The organism is Prevotella sp. C561 (genome assembly GCF_000224595.1).
Lineage (GTDB): Bacteria > Bacteroidota > Bacteroidia > Bacteroidales > Bacteroidaceae > Prevotella > Prevotella jejuni.
Genome location: NZ_JH114141.1, coordinates 273880 through 295862, shown reverse-complemented (window position 1 = coordinate 295862; position 21983 = coordinate 273880). Strand labels below are relative to the sequence as shown.

Genomic DNA, 21983 nt, shown 5'->3' with positions numbered 1-21983 from the left:
GTCAATAATCAATAACCACCTAATCCCCTTCCTTATATCAGTCCTTTCTTGCCAAAGAAGAGCTTTGATAATCCCATGACATCCATCAGCCACGTTATTCCATACGAGCCTGCAATGGCGAAGGCTACACTAACGACAAGGAATAACATTCCTGTTGGCTCCATACGGAGCAGTAGAGATTGATAGTATTTGGCAAGTATGGTGAAGATGGGGGAGAAGAGTAAGAGCGGTAAAGTATTACGTCCGATAAAGAGAAAGAGCTTGCGTAGGGGTTGAGGAATACCTAACTGATAGACCCACAACAGTGTACTGATAACCAAGAAAACCACACATGCCCCTGCAAAGGTTGCTTTATCATAGTGGGAAGGGTCGATGCACCACACCACTAAAAGGCCCACTGTCCACCAACGACCGGGGAAGGCTTGGCGGAAGTTACCTACTGATTGGCGCACAAGAGCACCTATAAGGAAATAGGCCGCATTGGCTATTGAGAGTAGTCCACAGCCGTAAGAGAGCAGCCAAAGGAATAGGGCAAAGAGTGTAAACTTACCCAACAGTATCTGATTCTCCCAACTCATCATTTTGATAGGGAGTAGTGTTTTCTCTTGCTTAATACTCGATGAAAAGGCTCTTTTTGGTCTTTTGAAAGCGAGATAATACGAGATACCGCAAAGTACGAGTGTATGTAAATACCAGTAAGGACCCATCGGATGAAGTAAGATATGGTCGATCAGTATTCTTACCGTCAGATGGTTAATATGTTCACGGATAGGTAGAAGCGAAGCCATCACGGTGTATCCGCTTTCCATCAACGTATATGGAATGAATATCCAAAGCATTGTTTTCCCAAAAGCAGCCCACGACTTATTCACATTAAACAGATAACCCGACACCAATAAGAAGCCCGGCATGTGAAAGGTATAGACCAGTTGTTTGGCAACAGGGTAGGTGTCGCCTATATAAGTAAGGTGGAAAGCAATCATCAGTGTGATGAAGACGAACTTAAGAAAGTCCAGTTCTTCCATCCTTGGCTTAGGTTTATGCATTTGAATAATCATGTCGACAAAGTTAGGAAATAAGCACGACACTTCAAAAAGATACGGTTGTAAAAGAATAATTACCCTCTTAAAACTCAGTATTTGGCCCTTATTGGCAGCTACAGGTAGGTGTTTATGGTCAATAAGGAGTATTAGTAGAGTAGGAGTCCATTTATAAGTTGAGGCTATTTCCAGTAGGAATTTTCATGCAGGAATTAGACCTCTGCGATTTTTTTCATGAAAAAAAATATTTCTTTTCATGAAGAAAAATATTTTTTTTCACGTAAATAATTCTTTTTCTTCATGAAAATAATTTGAATGAGACGGTGTGAGAGGGTAGGGGAGACTGTGATAAAGTGTTGAATATGAGCTTTATAATGATTGCAAAAAGGCCGTTCTAAGATGATAAAAAACAAGAACTCCATTGCGTCTGTTCGGTATGAACAATTGCAATGGAGCATTTGTTAGTCGAATAACCCTGGTTGAAGCGGGTTTGATGAACCGTAGTTTCGTCCCAAGTGGTCGTAGGCAAGCTTTGTCGCTACACGCCCTCGTGGTGTCCTCTTGATAAATCCCTCCATGATGAGGAAAGGTTCGTAGACCTCTTCAACCGTACCAGAATCTTCGCCGATGGCCGTCGCAATGGTCGAAACACCTACCGGACCGCCATGGAACTTATCGATGATAGTGAGTAGAATCTTATTATCGATTTCGTCCAAACCATACGTGTCTATGTTCAATGACTGTAGTGATATGGTGGCTATTTCAGGTGTGATAGTACCATTACCTTTCACTTGTGCAAAGTCGCGAACACGGCGAAGTAGGGCGTTACAGATACGTGGTGTGCCACGTGAACGACGTGCAATCTCTACTGCAGCGTCGTCGACAATGGGCACTTTTAATAGTGTTGCTGAACGCTTGATGATACGCTTCAAGGTCTCTGGATCATAATATTCCAAATGTAGATTGATACCGAATCGAGCGCGGAGAGGGGCTGTGAGCAGTCCACTTCGCGTCGTTGCACCTATGAGAGTGAACGGATTAAGGTCTATTTGGATAGACCGTGCCGATGGCCCTTTATCAATCATTATGTCGATACGATAGTCCTCCATCGCTGAGTAAAGATACTCCTCAACGACTGGAGAAAGGCGGTGTATCTCATCAATGAATAGAACATCGTTAGGCTCCAAAGAGGTGAGAATGCCCGCAAGGTCGCCCGGTTTGTCAAGAACCGGACCAGAGGTAAGCTTGAAGCCAACACCGAGTTCGTTAGCAATAATATTGCTTAATGTCGTCTTACCCAATCCTGGAGGACCGTGCAAGAGGGTGTGGTCGAGTGGTTCCCCACGGAATTTAGCGGCTTCAACAAACACGCTAAGGTTCTCAACAACCTTCTGCTGTCCGCTGAAATCATCAAACTTCAGAGGGCGCAGAGCGTTCTCGAAATCTTTCTCAAGCGAGTTCTGCCTTTCTTCATGTATGTCAAATTCTTCTGGCATATTGCTATCTTTCTGCAAAAAGACGTAAGTTTTAGAGAGAGTAGACCGTGTCTTCGCACATTGTTCGCATATCCCTAAAACACAGTCTTTTATGGATACATCTGCTATGCTTGCCTATGAATAGTCGAATATGGCGTTAGGTCTGTCTCTATTGGGAAGATATAATTTTCTGCAAAGGTACTCTATTTTTTCTGTGCGAGGGCTTTGTTTCAGAAAAAATATCTAAATTTGTAGCGTCATTCAACTCATATCCTTAAATATATGATTAACAAGATTAACAAGAAAGTACTATATCGTGAAGTCTTAGACTACGTGATGATAGCCGTAGGTATGATGTCTTACGCTATCGGATGGATGGTTTTCCTACTTCCCAACCACATCGGTAATGGTGGAGTAGCAGGTTTAGCTTCCATCTTGAAATGGGGACAGAACATAGACGTAAGTATTACTTACTTTGTTCTGAACGCTATTCTCTTAGCTGTTGCATTAAAGGTCTTAGGCTTAAAGTTCTGCATTCGCACCATCTATGGGGTGGTAATGCTAACCTTAATGACGCGTGCTTTTGGGCATTTCTTCCCTAATCCGGGGCTCTTACACGGTCAGCCGTTCATGGCAGCAATCATTGGTGCAGCGTTCTGTGGCGTTGGCTTAGCCTTTGGACTGTCTTATAACGGTAGTTCAGGAGGCTCGGATATTGTCGCAGCGATAGTTAACAAGTATCGTGATATCTCCCTTGGACGAGTTATCTTGTTAGTTGATATGACCATCGTGACAGGCAGCTACCTTGTTCTTCACAGTTGGGAGCTGGTTATCTATGGTTATGTTAACTTGATTATCACGTCGTTTGTGCTCGATCAAGTTATCAGTTCCAGTCGGCGATCAGTACAGTTTCTTATCATATCAGAGCGGTATAAGGAGATTTGTGATATGATTTCGCAAGAGCAACCACACCGTACAAGTACGATAATCGATGCTAAGGGCTATTATACTGGGCATGATATAAAGTTGGTTATCGTAGTTACTCGCCAGCGCGAAGCCTCCTATGTGTATCGAATGATTGATGAGATAGACCCTGATGCATTCGTAACTCAGAGTCAGGTAATGGGTGTGTTTGGTAAAGGATTTGATAAGTTTAAGGTGAAGAAGAAGTCACCTAATAAGAATAAGCAGAACTTTACTAATCTGCCTAAGCAATAAAACGAACAAAGCCGGCTGACACGTGGTTGCGTGTTAGCCGGCTTTGCTTTGGGAGTATTGGGCTTATTGGCCCTATAAGGCCCATTGGCCCAATAAGGCTTATTGCTTTATTAGCCCAATAAGGCCCATTGGCCCAATAGGCCTAATTGCTTTATTAGCCCTATAAGGCCCATTGGCCTAATAAGGCTAATTGCTTTATTAGCCCTATAAGGCCCATTAGCCTAATAAGGCTAATAGCCTTCTTAGCCTTTACTTCATCCTCAAAGCCGCCTTAATACCAGCCTCAACGTCTTTCATATCAGCTGTTGGTTCAAAGCGATCGATGACATGTCCCTGTCTATCTATTAGGAACTTTGTGAAGTTCCATTTGATACTTGGATCCTTGAAGTAGTCTGGGTTCTCCTTACGAAACCTCTCATCGAGGAACTTACCGATGTTATTATTCATGTCAAAGCCCTTGAATGGCTGTTGAGCCTTTAGGTAAGTGTAGAGCTGTGACTCGTTGCGTCCATTGACATTAACCTTTGCGAACTGTGGAAAAGTGGTCCCATAGTTGCCTGTACAGAAGTCGTGTATGTCGCGGAAGGAGCCAGGTGCCTGTGCACCAAACTGATTACAAGGGAAGTCAAGGACGACAAATCCTTGATTCTTATAGGTCTCATAGAGTTTTTGTAAGGCCTCGTACTGTGGTGTAAATCCGCATTTTGTCGCCGTGTTCACGATGAGCAGCACCTTACCCTTGTAGTCTTTCAACTTAACGGTATGGTCATTACCGTCCTTTACACTAAACTTGTAAACATTCTTCTGAGCCATGGTTGGCAACGCCATAAGGGCTAAGAAGATGATTGATAATAGTTTCTTCATACATTTAATCATTGATATTCACATTCATTTAAGCCCTAATGAGAGGGTAGGGGATAAATGGTTGGTATCGTATATATTCTTTCTTGGTTATTAATAGGGGTACAGTATTGGGAGTGACTGTCCTGTAGTTAGTTACATGTAATACTATCCTCGACTCCTTACAATAGTTTTATAAATTCTTTCATACCCTCACTTGCCCCCTTCTTGATATGTGTTAATCTACCAGAAGCACGTGTAGGCGTATCGTCAGGGTCGATTAGATAGATAGGAGTCCCTGGCCGGGTGTATTGCACAAGACCAGCGGCAGGATAGACAACAAGCGATGTCCCAATGATGACAAGCATGTCTGCCTGTGCTACAAGCTCTGCTGCAGGCTCAATCATGGGTACTGCTTCACCAAAGAAGACTATGAACGGGCGCAAGAGACTGCCATCGCCTGCAAGCTGACCTGGTGCCACCTCGCAGTGATCAGCAGGTAGTTCTACTATGTATCTATGGTCGTCAGGGTCCTTACTTGAGCACACCTTAGTCAGTTCCCCATGTAGATGGATAATCTTTTCAGTCCCCGCTTTCTCGTGGAGATTGTCAACATTCTGCGTAATCACTGTTACGTCGTAGTCTTTCTCAAGTTCTTTAATAAGGAGATGACCCTCATTAGGCTTGGCCGCATATAGTTTCTTACGCAGACGGTTGTAGAAGTTATTGACGAGGGTAGGGTTAGCAAGCCAGCCCTCGTGGGTAGCTATCTGTTCAACAGGGTAGTCTTCCCATAATCCATCATTACCGCGAAAGGTCTTGAAGCCGCTCTCCACGGACATTCCAGCACCTGTTAAGAATACGATTCTCTTCATACTTCGATCTTTATTGAGTTGAGGCTTGAACAAGGAGAATATCTAATAAGCACCTATTCCATAAAGTTCTTGAAAGGAGAGTATGGCAAAGAGAATGCCAATAGATTATCTTTCAGAATTTAGGTAATAAGTTACAACTTACTAGCTAATCCTCCGTTCTCTATGACAAATTTAGTAATTTTAATCCGATTAATGCCCTACTATACCTTAAAAATAGTATCTTTGCACATTAATTATTAACATATTAAGAACAAGAATGGATAAATTAAGCTATGCACTGGGGATCGGTATCGGTTCACAACTTGCTGGAATGGGTGCAAAAGAACTGAATATTGACGACTTCGCACAGGCTATCAAGGATGTTATTTCGGGTTCACAGCTGAAAGTTGACAATGTTGAAGCACAGACACTGGTACAGAATTTCTTCCAAGAGCAGGAAGCTAAGCAGCAAGCAGCAGCCGCTGAGGCTGGTAAGGCAGCAAAGGCTGAAGGCGAGGCTTTCCTTGCTGAGAATGGTAAGAAGGAGGGTATTGTTACCTTACCATCAGGTTTACAGTATCAAGTGTTAAAGGAAGGCGATGGTAAGAAGCCTTCTGCAACAGACCAAGTAGTATGTCATTATGAAGGAACGCTGATTGATGGTACTGTCTTCGATAGTTCTTATCAGCGCAATCAGCCTGCTACATTCGGCTTGAATCAGGTTATCCCTGGTTGGACCGAGGGTGTACAGCTCATGCAGGAGGGTGCTAAGTATCGCTTCTTTATCCCTTATAAGCTTGCATACGGTGAGCGTGGTGCAGGTGCACAGATACCTCCTTTTGCTACACTCGTATTCGATGTAGAGTTGATAGAGGTAAAATAATGAGTATTGTAGGCGGTTGAAAGCGGTCGTATCGTTGGTTATCGCCTACTTAAATAATATTGCTTAAGGAACTAAACAAATAAAAGTATAATGAAGAAAGTTTATTTATTAGCTGCTATGGCTATTGCAGCTGCAGGCTTCACAGCCTGTGGCAATTCAGCTCCAAAGGAGAGTTTGAAATCTGATGTAGACTCTTTGAGCTACGCATTCGGTGTTGATCAGGGTCAAGGTGTTAAGCAGTATCTTCAACAAATGCAGATAGATACCGCTTACATAGACGAGTTTGTAAAGGGAATGAACGATGGTGCGAAGAATGCCGATGATAAGAAGCGTGCTGCTTACAATGCTGGTGTAAGCGCAGGAATGCAGATGAACATGGTTATTAAGCAACAACTCAATCGTCAAATCTTTGGTGAAGACTCAACAAAGAGCATCTCTTTGGATAATTTCCTCGCTGGTTTCGCAGCAAGTGCAAAGGGTAAGGGCCAGAAGATGACCGTTGAGCAGGCTCGTGAGATTGAGCAGAAAACATCAAAGGCTATTCAGATGAAGACTGCAGAGAAGACTTACGGTGCTAACAAAAAGAAGAGTGATGCCTACATGGCAGCCAACGCCAAGAAGCCAGGAGTGAAGACTCTCGGTCATGGTGTACAGGTGAAAGAACTCAAGGCAGGCTCTGGTGCTACTCCAAAAGCTTCAGATGTAGTTAAGATTAACTATGTTGGTAAGACTATCGATGGTAAGGTCTTCGACCAGCGCGATGGTGCTACAATGCCTGTAGGTGGTGTTATCCCAGGTTTCACAGAGGCTTTGACCAAGATGCCTGTTGGTGCTAAGTGGGAGATTACTATCCCTTATACAGCAGGTTATGGCGCTGAACAGCCAAGTCCAGACCTCAAACCATTCTCTACACTTATCTTTACTGTTGAGTTACTCGGTATCGAGAAGGCTCCAGAGGGTCAGCCAGGTATGCCTCAGGGTATGTCAGGTATGCCACAGGGTAAGCCAGGTAAGCCACAGGGTAAGCCAGGTATGTAATCAACTAAAGCTTGATAATGGTTCGATGAGTCTTCCTTATCTTATATGGAAGAGCATCAGCTGTAATCCATTTTCACGATGATAGCGAATTATTTTCATGAAAGAAAATCTTTATTGTCGTGAAAATAAATATTTATTCTCATGAAAGTAATTATTTATTTTCATGAGAATAATTCAGTAATGATACTCTTGTAGCATGGAAAGGAAGATGTATAGATGGTTAAAAGACTATCATTAGTCATCGAAAAAACGCTTAGCACCAATGGTTTAAGCCCTAAACAAAGCTTTACAAAAGCAGACAAGAGGGCATTAAAGTTCGACAGATGGAAAACAGAAGTTCTGTAGATACTATTTAATCTACACCCTCTTAAAAATAAAAACATCTTTTCTTTAAAACGACAAAACAATGAAGAAAGTAATTATACTGGCTCTGCTCATCGCAGCAGGTTCAGTCTTCAACTCTGCAAGTGCACAGAGTAAGAAGAAAAACAAGGCCGGCAAACAGAATACTGAGTGTCAACTGGCTTGTAAAACAACTCCTGTAGAGTTAAGAACACCGTCTGATTCGTTGAGTTATGCGGCAGGTATGGCCATGACTCGCGGTCTGAACGATTATCTCGCTAATCAGTTCGGGGTGAAAGAAGCCCAGATGCCTGACTTCCTACGTGGCCTGCGCCAAGGAATAGACCATCGTAAGGACTCTGCCTTTGCTGCTTATGTAGCCGGATTGGTCATCAGTTCGCAGGTAGAGAAGACGACGTTGCCTAATGTCACAGCCCAGTTCGAGGGTACACCAGCTCCTATTAATGCCGACTTACTCTATCGAGGATTTGTAGCAGCACTTGCAAAAGACTCTACAGTACTAAAGCAAGCAGTCGCTGAGCAGCTCTTTGAGAAGAAACAAGTTGAACTGAAAGTAAAGAAAGAGGCTGAAGCAAGGGCTAAGAATGAGGCTTATCTGGAAGAAAACAAGAAGAAGGCAGGGGTTGTAACACTCCCTTCTGGTTTGCAATACCGTATCATTAAGAAGGGTGATGGCGTTCTTCCAAAGGATGGCGACCGTGTTCAGGTAAGCTATGAAGGTAAGACTGTTGACGGAAAGGTGTTTGATGCCACATCACGTCATGGTGTTGAGTTTGATACCTTCAATGTGAATGGACTCATAAAGGGCTGGACCGAGGCTCTAAAGATGATGCCTGTAGGTTCAACATGGGAGATTGTTATACCAGAAAACTTGGCATACGGCGAGCGTGGCGCAGGTCGTGACATTGCTCCATATTCAACACTTATCTTCACACTCGACCTTAAAGGCATTGAAGCCCCAGCCGAAAAGGAGAAGAAAGTAGTGGACGCTGCTAAGTTAGTACCTGCTAAGAAAGCCCCTACACAGAAGTCAAAGAAGACTGTAAAAAAGTAAGGTAAGAGCCGTGAAATACTGTTCTATTCCTTAAAATAAAGACAAAATGCGCCCAAGAGGCGCATTTTTTCTGTCATATTGTTGCCTGTTCCATATTAATTCCCTACTTTTGCTCGCTATCAATTTATATCTTTCAATTATCGAACCAGTAATGTAATCCAGCCTTGAATATGGAAAAAGTAGACCGTTTAGACAAGAAGATATTAGGTATTCTATCGCAGAATGCACGCATGCCATTTAAGGATGTGGCCGCTCAATGTGGTGTGTCACGTGCCGCTATACACCAGAGAGTACAGCACCTCATAGAGAATGGTGTTATTACGGGTAGTGGTTTCGATGTCAATCCGAAGAGTTTAGGCTACAGCACCTGCACCTACGTGGGTCTTAACCTTGAACGTGGCTCTATGTATAAGAAGGTAGTTGAGCGCATAAGTGCCATCCCCGAGGTCGTTGAATGCCATTTTACAACTGGTCCTTATACGATGCTTGTGAAGCTATATGCCAAAGACAATGAGCAACTCATGGACCTTCTTAACAATCAACTACAAGGTATTGCAGGCGTGGTATCGACTGAGACGCTTATATCTCTTGAACAAAGCATTAAGAGAGAGATACCTATTGTAGAGGAACTCCTCTAAGTCTCTCTCCCAATTAACAATGATTAAACGACTTATTAAATAGTAATTAGAATGCAATATGATATTCAGGAGCACCTTGAAAAGGTGTATGCCACATTCCCAGAGGCTAAGCGTAAGCCTATAATAGGTATTACAACCAATTATATGAATGGTGATGCAGCGTTAAGGAATGTCTATTATAAGCAGGTGGTAGCGGCTGGTGGCGTTCCAATGTTGGTTCCTCCTATTGCTGATAAGGATGTTCTTGTCAATACACTCGACCATTTAGATGGCCTTCTCCTCACTGGTGGGGCCGATATTAACCCTCTTTGGTACGGAGAAGAACCCTCAGTTAAGCTGCACAACATCAATGCTGAGCGTGATCTACCAGAACTTATGCTAATTCGTTTGGCCTATAATCGACAAGTGCCTATCCTTGGTATCTGTCGAGGAATACAAAATCTTGCTGTCGCCTTAGGCGGGAAAATACAGCAGGACATCTATGAAGACTATATCAAAACGGATGAGACTGTAGAGAAGAAGTTGAGCAAAGACAAGACTATCACAACCTTTCATGCTGCAACACTCAAGCATTCACAGGACGCAGAACGCAGTGAAGCGACGCATAGCGTGACCGTTCTCAAGTCTTCTGTACTCTATGCTCTCTACAAGGAAGAACGCCTCATGGTCAATAGTTTCCATCATCAAGCGGTGAAGGAGGCTGGAAATCGCTTTCGTGTGACGGCTCTCTCTCCCGATGGAGTTATCGAATGTATAGAGAGTAGTGAGTTTAAGCCTATCATGGGAGTACAGTGGCATCCTGAATGGATGGGTGAAGAAGGCGGCAAACTATTTCAGTGGCTTGTCGGACAGGCCAACAACTTCTATCTTGCTAAGCAACTTCACCAGCGTATCCTGACGCTTGATACACACTGCGACACGCCGATGTTCTTCCCACAAGGCGTCCGCTTTGAACAGCGCGACCCTCGTATTTTATACGATCTACACAAGATGACGGATGGAAGACAGGATGCTGTGACGATGGCCGCATACCTTCCACAACCGAAGATAGGTGAGTCTTTCTCATCAAAGATTGATGTTGAGGGGCTAAAACGCTTTAATCTTAACCTTACAGAGGTGTTAGATCATCTCTCACCTGCCGCTTATGCCGACCTTATCTTCGATAAAATCGAGGAAATAGTCAAGCAGAATCAACGTTATATCAGTATTGCTCGCACCCCATCCGACCTCTATGAAGACAAGCGTAAGGGGCGTAAGAGCATCATGTTTGCCATTGAGAATGGTCTTGCCTTGGAACATAAGCTTGAGAATGTCAAGCATTTTGCACAGCGAGGTGTGACCTATATTACCCTTTGTCACAATGGTGACAATGATATATGCGACTCTGCTCGAGGCTGCAACACCCATGGTGGCGTAAGTAAGTTTGGTGAGGAAGTCATCAAGGAGATGAACCGCAATGGTATTATGGTCGACCTTAGCCATGGCGGAGAGAAGAGTTTTTATGACGCATTAGACATCAGTTCGATGCCAATCGTATGTAGTCATTCAAACAGTAAAGCACTCTGTGACGTCCCTCGTAACCTTACTGACGACCAGATGAGAGCCTTGGCAAAGAAGGGTGGAGTGGCCCACATCACGCTTTATCAGGGTTTCTTGAAGAAGATCGGAGAGGCGACAGTGATGGACGCCATAGCCCATCTCGAGCATGCCATCGACATCATGGGTATCGATCATGTAGGAGTTGGCACCGACTTCGACGGTGATGGCACTGTAAGAGGTATGTGTGATGCCAGCGAAATGATAAACTTCACCCTCCATCTCCTCCGTCGTAAGTACAGCGAACGAGACATAGAAAAGATATGGGGAGCCAACTGGCTTCGTGTAATGGCAAAGGTACAGAGTGTAAGAAAGTAAACGAATAGAATCGTCTTCAGCTACTTTTTAAATAGAGGTGGCGGAGAATAAGAACGTAATCAACGATGAGAACAAACTTAAATCCCCTTTTTGGTTGCCTCGTGGCAGTGTTGCTTACAACCGTAACGTTCGGCTGTAAGGGTAAAGCAAGTAGTAATGTGAATACTACTGACACTGTTGCTACGGCCAAACCTGTCGGTCCTTCGTTCAATGCAGACTCTGCCTACGCTTTCACAGCAGCGCAGTGTGCGTTCGGACCACGTGTGATGAACTCTGCCGCCCATGACAAGTGTGGCAAGTGGATAGTAGAGAAGTTCAAGCAATATGGCTGTGAGGTCAAGGAACAAACGGCTGACTTAAAAGGCTATGATGGTACGGTGTTGAAGTCAACCAACATCATTGCACGATTCAATCCACAAGCTAAGAGACGCATCTTAATATGTGCGCACTGGGATAGTAGGCCTTGGGCAGACAACGACCCAGACTCAACTAACCACAAGAAGCCTGTCATGGCTGCCAATGATGGGGCCAGTGGCGTGGCTGTAATGCTCGAGTTAGCGCGTCAGTTACAGGCCGATAAGAAGCTAACAGTGGGTGTTGACTTCGTTTGTTTCGATGCAGAAGACTGGGGAGTACCGACCTGGGCGACTGGATATCAGAATAGTGAAGACTCTTGGGCATTAGGTGCTCAATACTACGCAAAGAACTTCCCGACTGCAGTTAAGCCTCAGTTCGGTATTCTTCTTGATATGGTAGGGGGCGAAGGAGCACAGTTTTATCGCGAGGGCATGTCTGTTCAGCTTGCTCCTGACGTCGTTAGCCGTGTTTGGGAAGCTGCTAAGTCGGCTGGCTATGGCTCTTATTTCCCAGACAACATCGGTGGAATGGTTACAGACGACCATGTTCCTGTTAATCAGTATGCTGGTATTCCTACTGTAGACATTATTCCTTACTATCCTGATTGCCAACAAAGCTCTTTCGGTCCGACCTGGCATACGGTCAACGACACGATGGAGCATATTGATAAAAATACGCTACAGGCAGTAGGACAGACTGTTATTCAGGTGTTGTATTCATTGTAAAAGAGTAACGGTAGACGTTTTTATTACTCGTGAACATAAGAGGCTGGAATTCTGTAAGGGATTTCAGCCTTTCCTTTTCTTGCCTGTCTCTTGTTGGGCTAACTACGACAAAGAATCGATAAGGTGCTGTCTATGAACAATGGTATAGGTGTTTTTGTGTGTAATCAACTTATTTCTTGGGTGGAAGAAGCCGTCATGAAAGGAATGAAAGGACTGGACTAAAAGGTTATTATACCATCCTTTTCGCACTGCACACCATCCTTCTCCAATTTTTTTTCATGAAAAAAAATATTTCTTTTCATGTAAATAATTCTTTTTCTTCATGAAAATAATTCGCCGGGGAGTGTCTTTGTGGGTGTAAATCAGTTGATGGAAGGGAATAAGAAAGAAGGGTTAAGTACTAAGCTGCAACTTGTCTCAAAGGCTAACTAAGCTTTTTCGTGTCGGTAATGAGTAGCGTTTTGAGAGGAAGGGAGGGTAGATTAGCCCCTTTTTCTTCGATGGAATGGGCCATTTAAGAAGGTTGAAAACGAAAAAGCCGACTATGGGCAAAATCTCTTGCAACCATAATCGGTATTTTTGACGATTGATAATGTAGTCTCCTTTTCAGGCGTTTATAGGCGCTTTAATGACTGCTTGACACTTGAAATCAGCAAGCACATCTCAGCCGCATTCAGTCCTCTAATTAATACATTAGGCTCTCTGTACTCCACAGCATAGTTCGATAAAGCAGGTACACAATGAAAGAAAGGTAGGTCGACTACCTCTCCTTGGTTCGTTGTACTAACGAATTTAAGGCGTATGTCAGCGAAGCTATCTTCCTTGTTCTTGTATAACTCGTTAGGAAACATTGGTAGGATAGTGTTGACACCCTCTGTTATAACGAAACTAAGGAGCTTCTCCTTGCCCTCTTTTTCATAACATTGAGGCTCTGCTACACAAGCTTTAGACCATAAATCGACCTCCTCGGTCTCCTCTTTATCTAAGAAACATTGGCCCTTCTGTTGCGTTTCTCGCTTACTCTTCTTAAACAAATCGAATATACCCATATAGTCTTACAGTTACTATCTGTATTCGCAAAGTGACTAATTATGTATTAATAGTAATCGGAAAGAGATACAATTCTATCCGAAAAAGACGTTTGCAAAGTTAAAGACTTCGTACTATATATACATAATTAGGTATGTTAAAAAGATTAAATAATATGCGTCTAACGGTTTAATCATCGATAAAAGATAGAAAAATAAGGTGTAATAAGGGTTGTTTAGACATGGTTTAAGAAAACAACCCACGACATATTATCGACAAAACAATTAGAAACACGGACACAAACAACATCTTTTTAGTTTATTATGCCGTAGGTTCACACAGAAATGTTTATCTTTGCATTGGGAAAGCATGGTACCTTTGTGGGGCTGTCTGTCCCCGTTTCTGATATATAACAGACATCTTAAAACAATTATAAGCAGCAATAAATGGCACTGAACTATATTTGGATAGGATTCTTTCTCATCTCATTTATCTTCGGACTCGTCTCTCTCTTGATGGGAGACACAGACATATTTAGTAGGATGATGCTATCCACATTCGACTCATCTAAGACAGCTTTCACGACTTCTATCGGTCTTACAGGTGTCTTAGCACTGTGGTTGGGAATCATGAAGATTGGCGAAAAGGCTGGTGTAGTAAATGTTCTTGCACGTATGCTTAGCCCTTTCTTCTCAAAGCTCTTCCCTGATATTCCTAAGAATCACCCTGTTATGGGGTCTATCTTTATGAATATTGCGTCAAACATGTTGGGCCTTGACAATGCAGCCACCCCTACTGGATTGAAAGCGATGGCGCAGATGCAAGAACTGAACACCAAGAAAGACACGGCAACAAACCCAATGATAATGTTCTTAGTACTGAATACTTCGGGTTTGACGCTTATCCCTACGACTATTCTTGGCTATCGGAGCATGAACGGAGCAGCACAGCCAATGGACGTGTTCATCCCTATCTTGTTGGCAACAACGGTTGCGACGATAGCAGGTATACTCCTTACAGCAGCGTGGCAACGTGTCAATATCTTCCAACCAACATTGTTCTTGGGTCTTGTTGGTATCATTGGCTTTGTCGGACTGGTAATGTGGGGATTCGGACAGATGGATAAGCAAACGATGAATACGGTAACTAAAGTAGCGTCAAACTTGATTATCATGTCGATAATCGTCCTTTTCATCGTTGTTGGTATGTGGCGGAAGGTGAATGTTTATGACGCTTTCATCGAAGGAGCGAAAGATGGTTTCCAAACCGCAGTACGTATTATTCCTTATTTAGTAGCTATCCTTGTGGCAGTAGGAGTGCTACGTGCTTCTGGTGCGTTAGACCTCTTGATAGATGGTATAAGGTGGGTTGTACAGCAATGTGGACTTGACACAAGATTCGTGGATGCACTCCCCACAGCCTTTATGAAACCCCTTTCAGGTAGTGGAGCACGTGGCCTTATGTTGGAATCAATGAAAACCTTTGGTGTTGACTCATTCGTTGGCAGATTGAGTTGTATCTTCCAAGGTTCAACAGATACCACCTTTTATATTCTTGCAGTTTATTTTGGCAGTATCGGAATACGCTACACTCGCCACGCATTGGCCTGTGGACTGTTAGCTGATTTGGCGGGTGTAATAGCCGCTATCGCCGTCTGCTATATATTCTTTTAGGAGATAATAGAGTCTATTAAACTATTGGGCTGTTAGCCCTATAAGCTTTATTAGCCTAATAGGGCAAATAAGCTAAACTACAAAACGACAATGGCAAATTTAAAATCACTGGCAAAAGACACTGCTATCTATGGCTTTAGCAGTATTATCGGAAGGTTCTTAAACTATCTTCTCGTACCCCTCTATACTGCAAAGATTAGTGCTGCGAGCGGTGGATATGGTGTTATAACAAACATCTATGCCTATACAGCCTTGCTGTTGGTGGTTCTGACGTATGGTATGGAGACTACTTTCTTCCGTTATGCCAACAAGACTGACCAAGACCCACAGAAGGTTTACTCAACTACTCTGTCTTTAGTAGGATTGTCATCACTGCTGTTTATAGCGATGGTCTTTGTTTTCTTACAGCCTATCTGTGACTTTATGGGCTATTCAGAACATCCTTCGTATGTGTGGGTGATGGCTATCACGGTTGCGATAGACGCTTTTCAGGCTATTCCTTTCGCCTATCTAAGATATAAGAAGCGCCCTATTAAGTTTGCTGCCTTCAAACTGTTATTCATTGCGTTGAATATCATCTTGAACCTTGTTTACTATCTCTTCTTAGGCGGACATGATGTAGGTTATGCCTTCTACATCAACCTTGTTTGTACAGGAACTATCACTTTCTGCTTCTGGAGAGAGTTGAAAGATGGCTTCTTTGCCAGTGGTAAGCTCCTTGATATGCCTTTGGCGAAGAAGATGCTATCCTATTCTTGGCCTATCCTCATCCTTGGTATTGCTGGTATTCTTAATCAAACGGCAGGTTATATCATCTTCCCATACGTCTATAAGAATAGCGATGCGCATACACAGTTGGGTATCTTTGGGGCTGCAAGTAAGATAGCTATGATCATGTCGATGATTACGCAGGCCTTTCGCTATGCTTATGAACCATTCGTCTTTGGTAAGGCTCGCGACAAGGACAATAAGGAGACGTATGCAAGAGCTATGAAGTTCTTTATCATCTTTACGCTTTTAGCTTTCTTGGTGGTGATGGGCTATATGGATGTTCTGCGTCATATCATTGGGCGTGACTACTGGGTAGGACTGGAGGTGGTGCCTATCGTGATGGCAGGAGGTATCATGACAGGTGTTTACTTCAACCTTAGTTTCTGGTATAAGCTCATTGATAAGACGATTTGGGGGGCTTACTTCTCAGGTATCGGATGTGCTGTAATTATCGGAATCAACGTTATTTTCGTCCCCCAATACGGTTATATCGCTTGTGCATGGGCAGGTTTCTTGGGTAACGCTACGGCTATGGTGCTGTCTTATATCGTCGGTCAACGTAAGTATCCGATAGATTATCCATTAAAGAGTATTGGGGTCTATGTCCTTATAGGTGGTCTCTTCTTTGCTATTATTAGCTATACTAATGCCAACCTGTCTGTTGCTGCGGCTTTAGGAATTAATACTTTGGTTATTATCCTATTCATTGCTCATGTCTTATACCATGACTTCCCGCTGCAACAACTGCGTAAACGATTTGGTAAGAAATAAGAGATATTATGGGAGAAGAGGGTTTATAAGACTATAAAGGATGGCCTTATAGAGCGTTATAGATAAGTAGGCGCCCCCTCTCTAAGCTCCCCATAGATTTTTGTTAACCCTTTATACACAAGTAGAAAACAAGTAAGTATCAATTAATTAATAGTATTAATATGAAGAAATCGACATTACTTATTGCCGGACTTCTCGCATTGGGTAGTACAGCTATGCATGCTGATGAAGGTATGTGGACGCTCTATAACTTGCCAGAGGCCGTCTATGAACAAATGGTAGCTGAGGGTTTCCAGTTGCCACAGGCTATGCTTTATGGCGCTCCAAACGCTATCAGCAATTCAGTTATTAATTTCTCTGGCTATTGCTCAGGCGTTGTTGTTTCTCCAAATGGCCTGGTCTTCACCAATCACCATTGTGGATTTAGTGCAATTAATGCCCATTCCACCGTAGAACATGACTATATGAAGAATGGCTTCTACGCCAAGACCTATGCTGAGGAACTCCCAAACAAAGACTTGTTTGTATCCTTCATGAAGAAACAGGAGGATATTACAGCTCGTGTGAGTAAGCTTGTTGCAGGGAAGAACAGCGAACAGACCGAGGCTATCATAGACTCTCTTACCAACCATCTGACTGACTCTATTAAGGCTATCGACAAGACCCTGCATATCAGTATAGACCCTTTCTATGAGGGAAACAAGTACTATGCAACTACATATCAGGATTTTCCTGATGTGAGACTGGTCTTTACTGTCCCAAAGAGTATGGGTAAGTTCGGTGGAGAAACGGACAATTGGATGTGGCCAAGACAAACAAGTGACTTCTCAGTGTTCCGTATCTATGCTGATCCTAAGACCAATGGACCAGCTTCTTACTCAAAGGATAATGTGCCATATAAGCCTGCTAACTGGGCACCAGTAAGTCTTGAAGGCTATAAGGACAAGGACTTTGCGATGACAATAGGCTATCCGGGCTCTACTAATCGGTATCTTTCTTCATACGGTATACAGCAACGTAGAGACATAAACAACGCTGTTCAGGTGCAAGCACGTGGTATTAAGCTTGCTATCCTAAAGCGTTATATGGACAAGAGTGAGAAGACTCGTATCCAATATGAGGACAAGTACGTTGGAGCAGCGAACTATTGGAAGAACTCAATGGGTATGAATAAGTGCATAGACTCCATTGGTTTGATTCGTCAAAAGGCTGAATACGAGGCTAAGATACAAAGGTGGTTAGACGAGAAGAAGGTGAAAGACCCTTCTGTAGATGTCGACTTTGCTAAATTGAGTAGGCTTTATAAAGAAAGTAACGAGCCTGCCTTGGTTCAAGCTTATTGGAGAGAGTCTTTCTGGAAGGTGTCTGAATTGATTCAGAGGGCCTTTGATATCACTCGTGGAGCTATCGAACCACAGGGGTCAGAGAACGATCCTAAGGGACAGTACATACTGTTTAAGGACAATAGTAACGATTGGAACTTAGCTCTTGACAAGGAGATGACAGCCGCAATGTTGAAGAATTATGCCGAACATGTGCCTGCTCAGTATCTCCCAGAGGCGTATAATGAAATCAAGACTAAGTTTGGTAATAATTATAAGAAGTATGTTGACTGGCTTTATTCAAAGAGTATGTTACTCGTTAAAGGGCATAAGTTCTATAATGATGAGAAGACTCTTGAAGACCCAGGTATCTTACTTGGAGTGCAGCTCGTAATGGTGTATCAGAAAGTATTAGCTGATTATGCCACGAAAGAAGAAGCTATTGCGAACGAGGAGAAGAAGCTCTGCGAGGCAAAGGTGCAGATGGAGATGGACATGCCACACTATAGTGATGCCAACTTCACCATGCGCTTGTCTTATGGACAGGTGGGTGGCTATATGCTTGGAGGCTTTGATAGCAACTATTACACGGCCGCTGAGAGTATTGTAGAGAAGATGAAGAAGGGTAAGAAGCTTGAGGATTACAAGGTAGAGCCTGTCATGATGGAGCTTATGAGTGCTAAGGACTTCGGTCGTTATGCTGATAAGACAACAGGAAAGATGCAGCTTTGCTTCCTTACTAACAATGATATCACTGGTGGTAATTCAGGTTCTCCAATGTTCGATGGTAAGGGTCGCCTTATTGGTCTTGCTTTCGACGGTAACTGGGATAGCCTTTCAAGCGATATCAACTTCGATCGCAAGCTCGCACGTTGTATTGGTGTTGACATTCGTTATGTACTCTACTTAATGGATAAGTGGGGTCACGCTGATCGTTTGCTGAACGAGATTAATCCACAGTAAGGGTCTGTCTTAATATATAAAAAGCCCCATAGCATCGATGCTATGGGGCTTTTTTGATAGCTCTTTAAGCCACTCTGAAGGATAAAATGCAGTAGATGAGGTGTTTACTATCAGTTTACTCCTCACCTTTATACGCTAAGTCCTCCATCCTTTCAGACTGAGCTGTAGTATAGCTCCCTATTTCTTTGGTCTGCGTCTGGCCCATCCTTCTTCAGAGAAATCGGGTTCGTCGCCCTTTAGCTTAGCTGGTGCACCTTTCATAAGTTCCTTCCAATCATCTTTCTTGAACTTATACTGTGCGCCAAAAGCATTGTCATCATTCTGTCGTCGACCACGTCCTCTACGCTCACGAGCGTCTTGACGACCTTCTCCGCGGCTGGCGTAACCACTACGACCGCCTGATGAGCGACCATTGCCACCAGCCGAGCGACCACCAGCCGAGCGTCCATGGCCACCCTCTTCAGCATCGTTACAACGCACTTTGCGGCCTTTGTAGGTAGCACCATCCAATGCACTCATCACCTTCTTGGCGTCCTGTTCAGGCACTTCGATGTAGCTCTGCTTTGCAAGGAGGTCTATATGGCCTACCGCCTGATGCCCATGCATATTCTTATTAATGAACTGCATCACCTCACCCGGATAGAAACCATCTGCCTTACCGAGGTTGATAAAGAGTCGCTTATAGCCACTCTCCGCCTTACGAGGGCCACGGCTGCGACTTCCTCTGCCTTCTCCTTTTGTGCTACGGCTATCATCTCGTGAACTACGTGAGGATGGTTTCTCAATCTCTTGAGCGTTCTTATAATAATCAAGGAACCTACCAAAGGTCGCAGTAACAATCTTCTTGATGACAATCTCCTTATCGATATACTCGAACTGACGGTTGATATCCTTCATATAAGGTGCTATCTGGTCTTCATCAACGTCTGTTTTCAAGATGTCATCCATAGTTTTGAACAACTGTTTCTTGCATATCTCCTCTGGAGAAGGGAGTGTTCCATCGACAAAGTCCTTACCGATTTCGCGCTCAATATTACGTACCTTATATTTCTCACGAGAGTGGATAATCGAGATAGACGTACCCTTCTTCCCTGCACGACCCGTACGGCCAGAGCGGTGAGTATAGTTCTCTATATCATCAGGTAGCCCATAGTTGATAACGTGTGTCAAGTCGTTCACATCCAGTCCACGTGCTGCAACGTCTGTAGCGACGAGAATCTGTGTGAGATGTGAGCGGAACTTCTGCATCGTAAGGTCACGTTGCTGCTGTGAGAGGTCGCCATGCAAGGCTTCAGCATTGTATCCGTCCTTAATCAACTTATCAGCAATTTCTTGCGTCTCAAGCTTTGTGCGGCAGAAAACTATCGCATATATCTTTGGATAGAAGTCAACCAGTCGTTTCAAGGCAAGATACTTGTCGCGTGCATTCACCATATAATAAATATGGTTAACACTCTCGGCTCCCTCGTTGCGGCTACCCACTACGATCTCTTTATAGTCATGCAGATAACCCTTTGCAACCCGTTCTACTTCACGACTCATCGTAGCCGAGAATAGCAATGTGTTACGATCTTCGGGCACACCAGTCAATATCTCGGTGATACTCTCTTGGAAACCCATGTTAAGCATTTCGTCGGCTTCGTCCAAGACAACATTTCTCACATTGTCCAGACGAGCTTTTCCACGATGCATAAGGTCAATCAGACGACCCGGCGTAGCCACGATTATCTGTACACCATGGCGCAACTGGCGAATCTGTGTATCGATAGATGCACCGCCATAGACCGCTGCGATGTGTAGATGGGGGATATACTTGCTAAACTCCTTTAGGTCATCAGCAATCTGCAAACATAGTTCACGTGTAGGACTAAGCACTATCGCCTGCGTATCCTTGCTGCTTGTGTCAATGCGTTGCAGCAGAGGAAGACCAAAGGCTGCCGTCTTACCCGTACCAGTCTGTGCCAGTGCGATGACGTCGTTACGATTACCAAGTAAATAAGGGATTACTTCTTCTTGTACAGGCATTGGATGTTCAAATCCAAGCTCACCAATGGCGCGACGAATCTCTTCGCTCACACCTAACTCTTCAAATGTCTTCAAATTCGTTTGTTTATTATTTATTATCCTATATAAAAGGTAAGATCACCACCAAACGAACCCACTAAAAAGACACTTGCCTGCGACGGGCTTCAACCAGTCAGTACGCAGACTCTCAGGTGGTATGTTACCTTTTTATTGGTTGCAAAGGTACGGCAAGATGTTGATATGGACAAATAAAACCGATTATAAATCAAGGTTATGGGGCAAATAGTTGGTGAAAGAGCGTGGAAAAGACCGTGAACACTATTAAAAATAAGGCTAAGAGAAGAAATAGTTGTGTCAAAACCTATTAAAAAAATACGCCAAACTGCGCTTTCTGTTATAAAGTCTAAAAGTATTAATGATTATTTCTAAATCTCATTTTATTTATGTGTTTTTTTGTAACTTTGCGTTGTCAAATAGAAAATAGTCGTTATTAAAGTTAATTATTTGAGTTAGTACAAGGACACAAAACTTACGTGAGTAAGATTGATGTTAAACGAAAGGCTTCGCAGGGATGCGAAGCCTTTTTATTTTTAGGCTAAGGTAAGGCCCTGCCTTGGTTTCTTCTTGATAGGAGAGGGGAGTGAATACTACTGCTGAGAGGCGTTTCTTCATTGTTTATTATCGCTCGAGGCGGTCGGGTAATATCTTTTGTTCGTTACCAATTGACCGATAATTTCAAATTCTTTTCATGAACAAAAATATTTATTTTCACGACAAGAAATATTTTTCTTCATGAACAAAAATATTTTTTTTCATGATAATAATTCGAGGGAGTAAGGTTGTCATAATTCATTAACATTGTTTTCTTACGATGAAAACGACGATTTTTGTACCTTGAAAGACCCTACTTTAGCATCAGTCCGACAATCTCCTTGGAAGAAGAAAACTATCACCTAAAATCAAAAAGGTCGTGTTTGAGCTGAGAGCGTATAGTGATAAGCGATTTAACATCTGATAATTAGCACCGCAA

17 protein-coding genes are annotated in these 21983 nt (G+C 43.3%); 10 read left to right on the top strand and 7 right to left on the bottom strand.

Going from position 1 to position 21983, the window contains the following annotated elements; all coding sequences use genetic code 11:
* Nucleotides 1-32: 32 nt before the first annotated feature.
* Nucleotides 33-1025, bottom strand: coding sequence for an acyltransferase family protein (locus HMPREF0666_RS03975; RefSeq protein ID WP_009011036.1), 993 nt, complete (start codon nucleotides 1023-1025; stop codon nucleotides 33-35).
* A gap of 476 nt (nucleotides 1026-1501) precedes the next feature.
* Nucleotides 1502-2536: a Holliday junction branch migration DNA helicase RuvB gene (gene ruvB, locus HMPREF0666_RS03970; protein WP_009011035.1), complete on the bottom strand. Its 1035-nt coding sequence runs from the start codon at nucleotides 2534-2536 to the stop codon at nucleotides 1502-1504.
* Nucleotides 2537-2797: 261 nt separating this feature from the next.
* Between ruvB and HMPREF0666_RS03965 the strand changes: the two genes are divergently transcribed.
* Nucleotides 2798-3733, top strand: coding sequence for a YitT family protein (locus HMPREF0666_RS03965; protein ID WP_009011034.1), 936 nt, complete (start codon nucleotides 2798-2800; stop codon nucleotides 3731-3733).
* 249 nt (nucleotides 3734-3982) lie between these two features.
* Here the strand turns inward: HMPREF0666_RS03965 and HMPREF0666_RS03960 are convergent, their stop codons facing one another.
* Both HMPREF0666_RS03960 and HMPREF0666_RS03955 read right to left on the bottom strand, forming a co-directional pair.
* Nucleotides 3983-4597 (bottom strand): glutathione peroxidase, encoded by a 615-nt coding sequence (locus HMPREF0666_RS03960; protein WP_042855962.1) that lies wholly within the window; start codon nucleotides 4595-4597, stop codon nucleotides 3983-3985.
* Between the two features lie 158 nt (nucleotides 4598-4755).
* Entirely contained in the window at nucleotides 4756-5448 is a 693-nt protein-coding gene (locus tag HMPREF0666_RS03955) for a Sir2 family NAD-dependent protein deacetylase (RefSeq protein WP_009011032.1), read from the bottom strand.
* A gap of 256 nt (nucleotides 5449-5704) precedes the next feature.
* On the opposite strand from HMPREF0666_RS03955, the gene HMPREF0666_RS03950 reads away from it, so the two are divergent.
* The 6 genes from HMPREF0666_RS03950 to HMPREF0666_RS03925 all read left to right on the top strand — a co-directional run bounded on the left by HMPREF0666_RS03950 (nucleotide 5705) and on the right by HMPREF0666_RS03925 (nucleotide 12399).
* Nucleotides 5705-6310 carry an FKBP-type peptidyl-prolyl cis-trans isomerase gene (locus HMPREF0666_RS03950; protein ID WP_009011031.1) on the top strand — a complete coding sequence of 202 codons (606 nt, stop codon included), beginning with the start codon at nucleotides 5705-5707 and terminating at the stop codon, nucleotides 6308-6310.
* A gap of 90 nt (nucleotides 6311-6400) precedes the next feature.
* Nucleotides 6401-7348 carry an FKBP-type peptidyl-prolyl cis-trans isomerase gene (locus HMPREF0666_RS03945; RefSeq protein ID WP_009011030.1) on the top strand — a complete coding sequence of 316 codons (948 nt, stop codon included), beginning with the start codon at nucleotides 6401-6403 and terminating at the stop codon, nucleotides 7346-7348.
* Between the two features lie 406 nt (nucleotides 7349-7754).
* Nucleotides 7755-8765: an FKBP-type peptidyl-prolyl cis-trans isomerase gene (locus tag HMPREF0666_RS03940; protein WP_009011029.1), complete on the top strand. Its 1011-nt coding sequence runs from the start codon at nucleotides 7755-7757 to the stop codon at nucleotides 8763-8765.
* A 170-nt stretch (nucleotides 8766-8935) separates the two neighbouring features.
* Nucleotides 8936-9403 carry an Lrp/AsnC family transcriptional regulator gene (locus HMPREF0666_RS03935; RefSeq protein ID WP_009011028.1) on the top strand — a complete coding sequence of 156 codons (468 nt, stop codon included), beginning with the start codon at nucleotides 8936-8938 and terminating at the stop codon, nucleotides 9401-9403.
* Nucleotides 9404-9454: 51 nt separating this feature from the next.
* A complete protein-coding gene (locus tag HMPREF0666_RS03930; RefSeq protein WP_009011027.1) occupies nucleotides 9455-11317 on the top strand; it encodes a fused gamma-glutamyl-gamma-aminobutyrate hydrolase/peptidase in 1863 nt (620 codons plus the stop codon).
* 65 nt (nucleotides 11318-11382) lie between these two features.
* Nucleotides 11383-12399: a M28 family peptidase gene (locus HMPREF0666_RS03925; RefSeq protein ID WP_009011026.1), complete on the top strand. Its 1017-nt coding sequence runs from the start codon at nucleotides 11383-11385 to the stop codon at nucleotides 12397-12399.
* 614 nt (nucleotides 12400-13013) lie between these two features.
* On the opposite strand, the gene HMPREF0666_RS03920 is transcribed toward HMPREF0666_RS03925, so the two are convergent.
* Entirely contained in the window at nucleotides 13014-13448 is a 435-nt protein-coding gene (locus tag HMPREF0666_RS03920; protein ID WP_009011025.1) for a hypothetical protein, read from the bottom strand.
* Between the two features lie 426 nt (nucleotides 13449-13874).
* On the opposite strand from HMPREF0666_RS03920, the gene HMPREF0666_RS03915 reads away from it, so the two are divergent.
* From HMPREF0666_RS03915 to HMPREF0666_RS03905, 3 genes are all read left to right on the top strand, one after another.
* A complete protein-coding gene (locus HMPREF0666_RS03915; RefSeq protein ID WP_009011024.1) occupies nucleotides 13875-15101 on the top strand; it encodes a nucleoside recognition domain-containing protein in 1227 nt (408 codons plus the stop codon).
* A gap of 90 nt (nucleotides 15102-15191) precedes the next feature.
* Nucleotides 15192-16643 carry a lipopolysaccharide biosynthesis protein gene (locus HMPREF0666_RS03910; RefSeq protein WP_009011023.1) on the top strand — a complete coding sequence of 484 codons (1452 nt, stop codon included), beginning with the start codon at nucleotides 15192-15194 and terminating at the stop codon, nucleotides 16641-16643.
* Between the two features lie 161 nt (nucleotides 16644-16804).
* A complete protein-coding gene (locus HMPREF0666_RS03905; RefSeq protein WP_009011022.1) occupies nucleotides 16805-18928 on the top strand; it encodes a S46 family peptidase in 2124 nt (707 codons plus the stop codon).
* A 177-nt stretch (nucleotides 18929-19105) separates the two neighbouring features.
* On the opposite strand, the gene HMPREF0666_RS03900 is transcribed toward HMPREF0666_RS03905, so the two are convergent.
* Both HMPREF0666_RS03900 and HMPREF0666_RS18420 read right to left on the bottom strand, forming a co-directional pair.
* On the bottom strand, nucleotides 19106-21028 hold the full coding sequence (locus HMPREF0666_RS03900; RefSeq protein WP_009011021.1) for a DEAD/DEAH box helicase: 1923 nt from the start codon (nucleotides 21026-21028) through the stop codon (nucleotides 19106-19108).
* A gap of 474 nt (nucleotides 21029-21502) precedes the next feature.
* Entirely contained in the window at nucleotides 21503-21625 is a 123-nt protein-coding gene (locus HMPREF0666_RS18420) for a hypothetical protein (RefSeq protein WP_254919360.1), read from the bottom strand.
* Nucleotides 21626-21983: the final 358 nt, after the last annotated feature.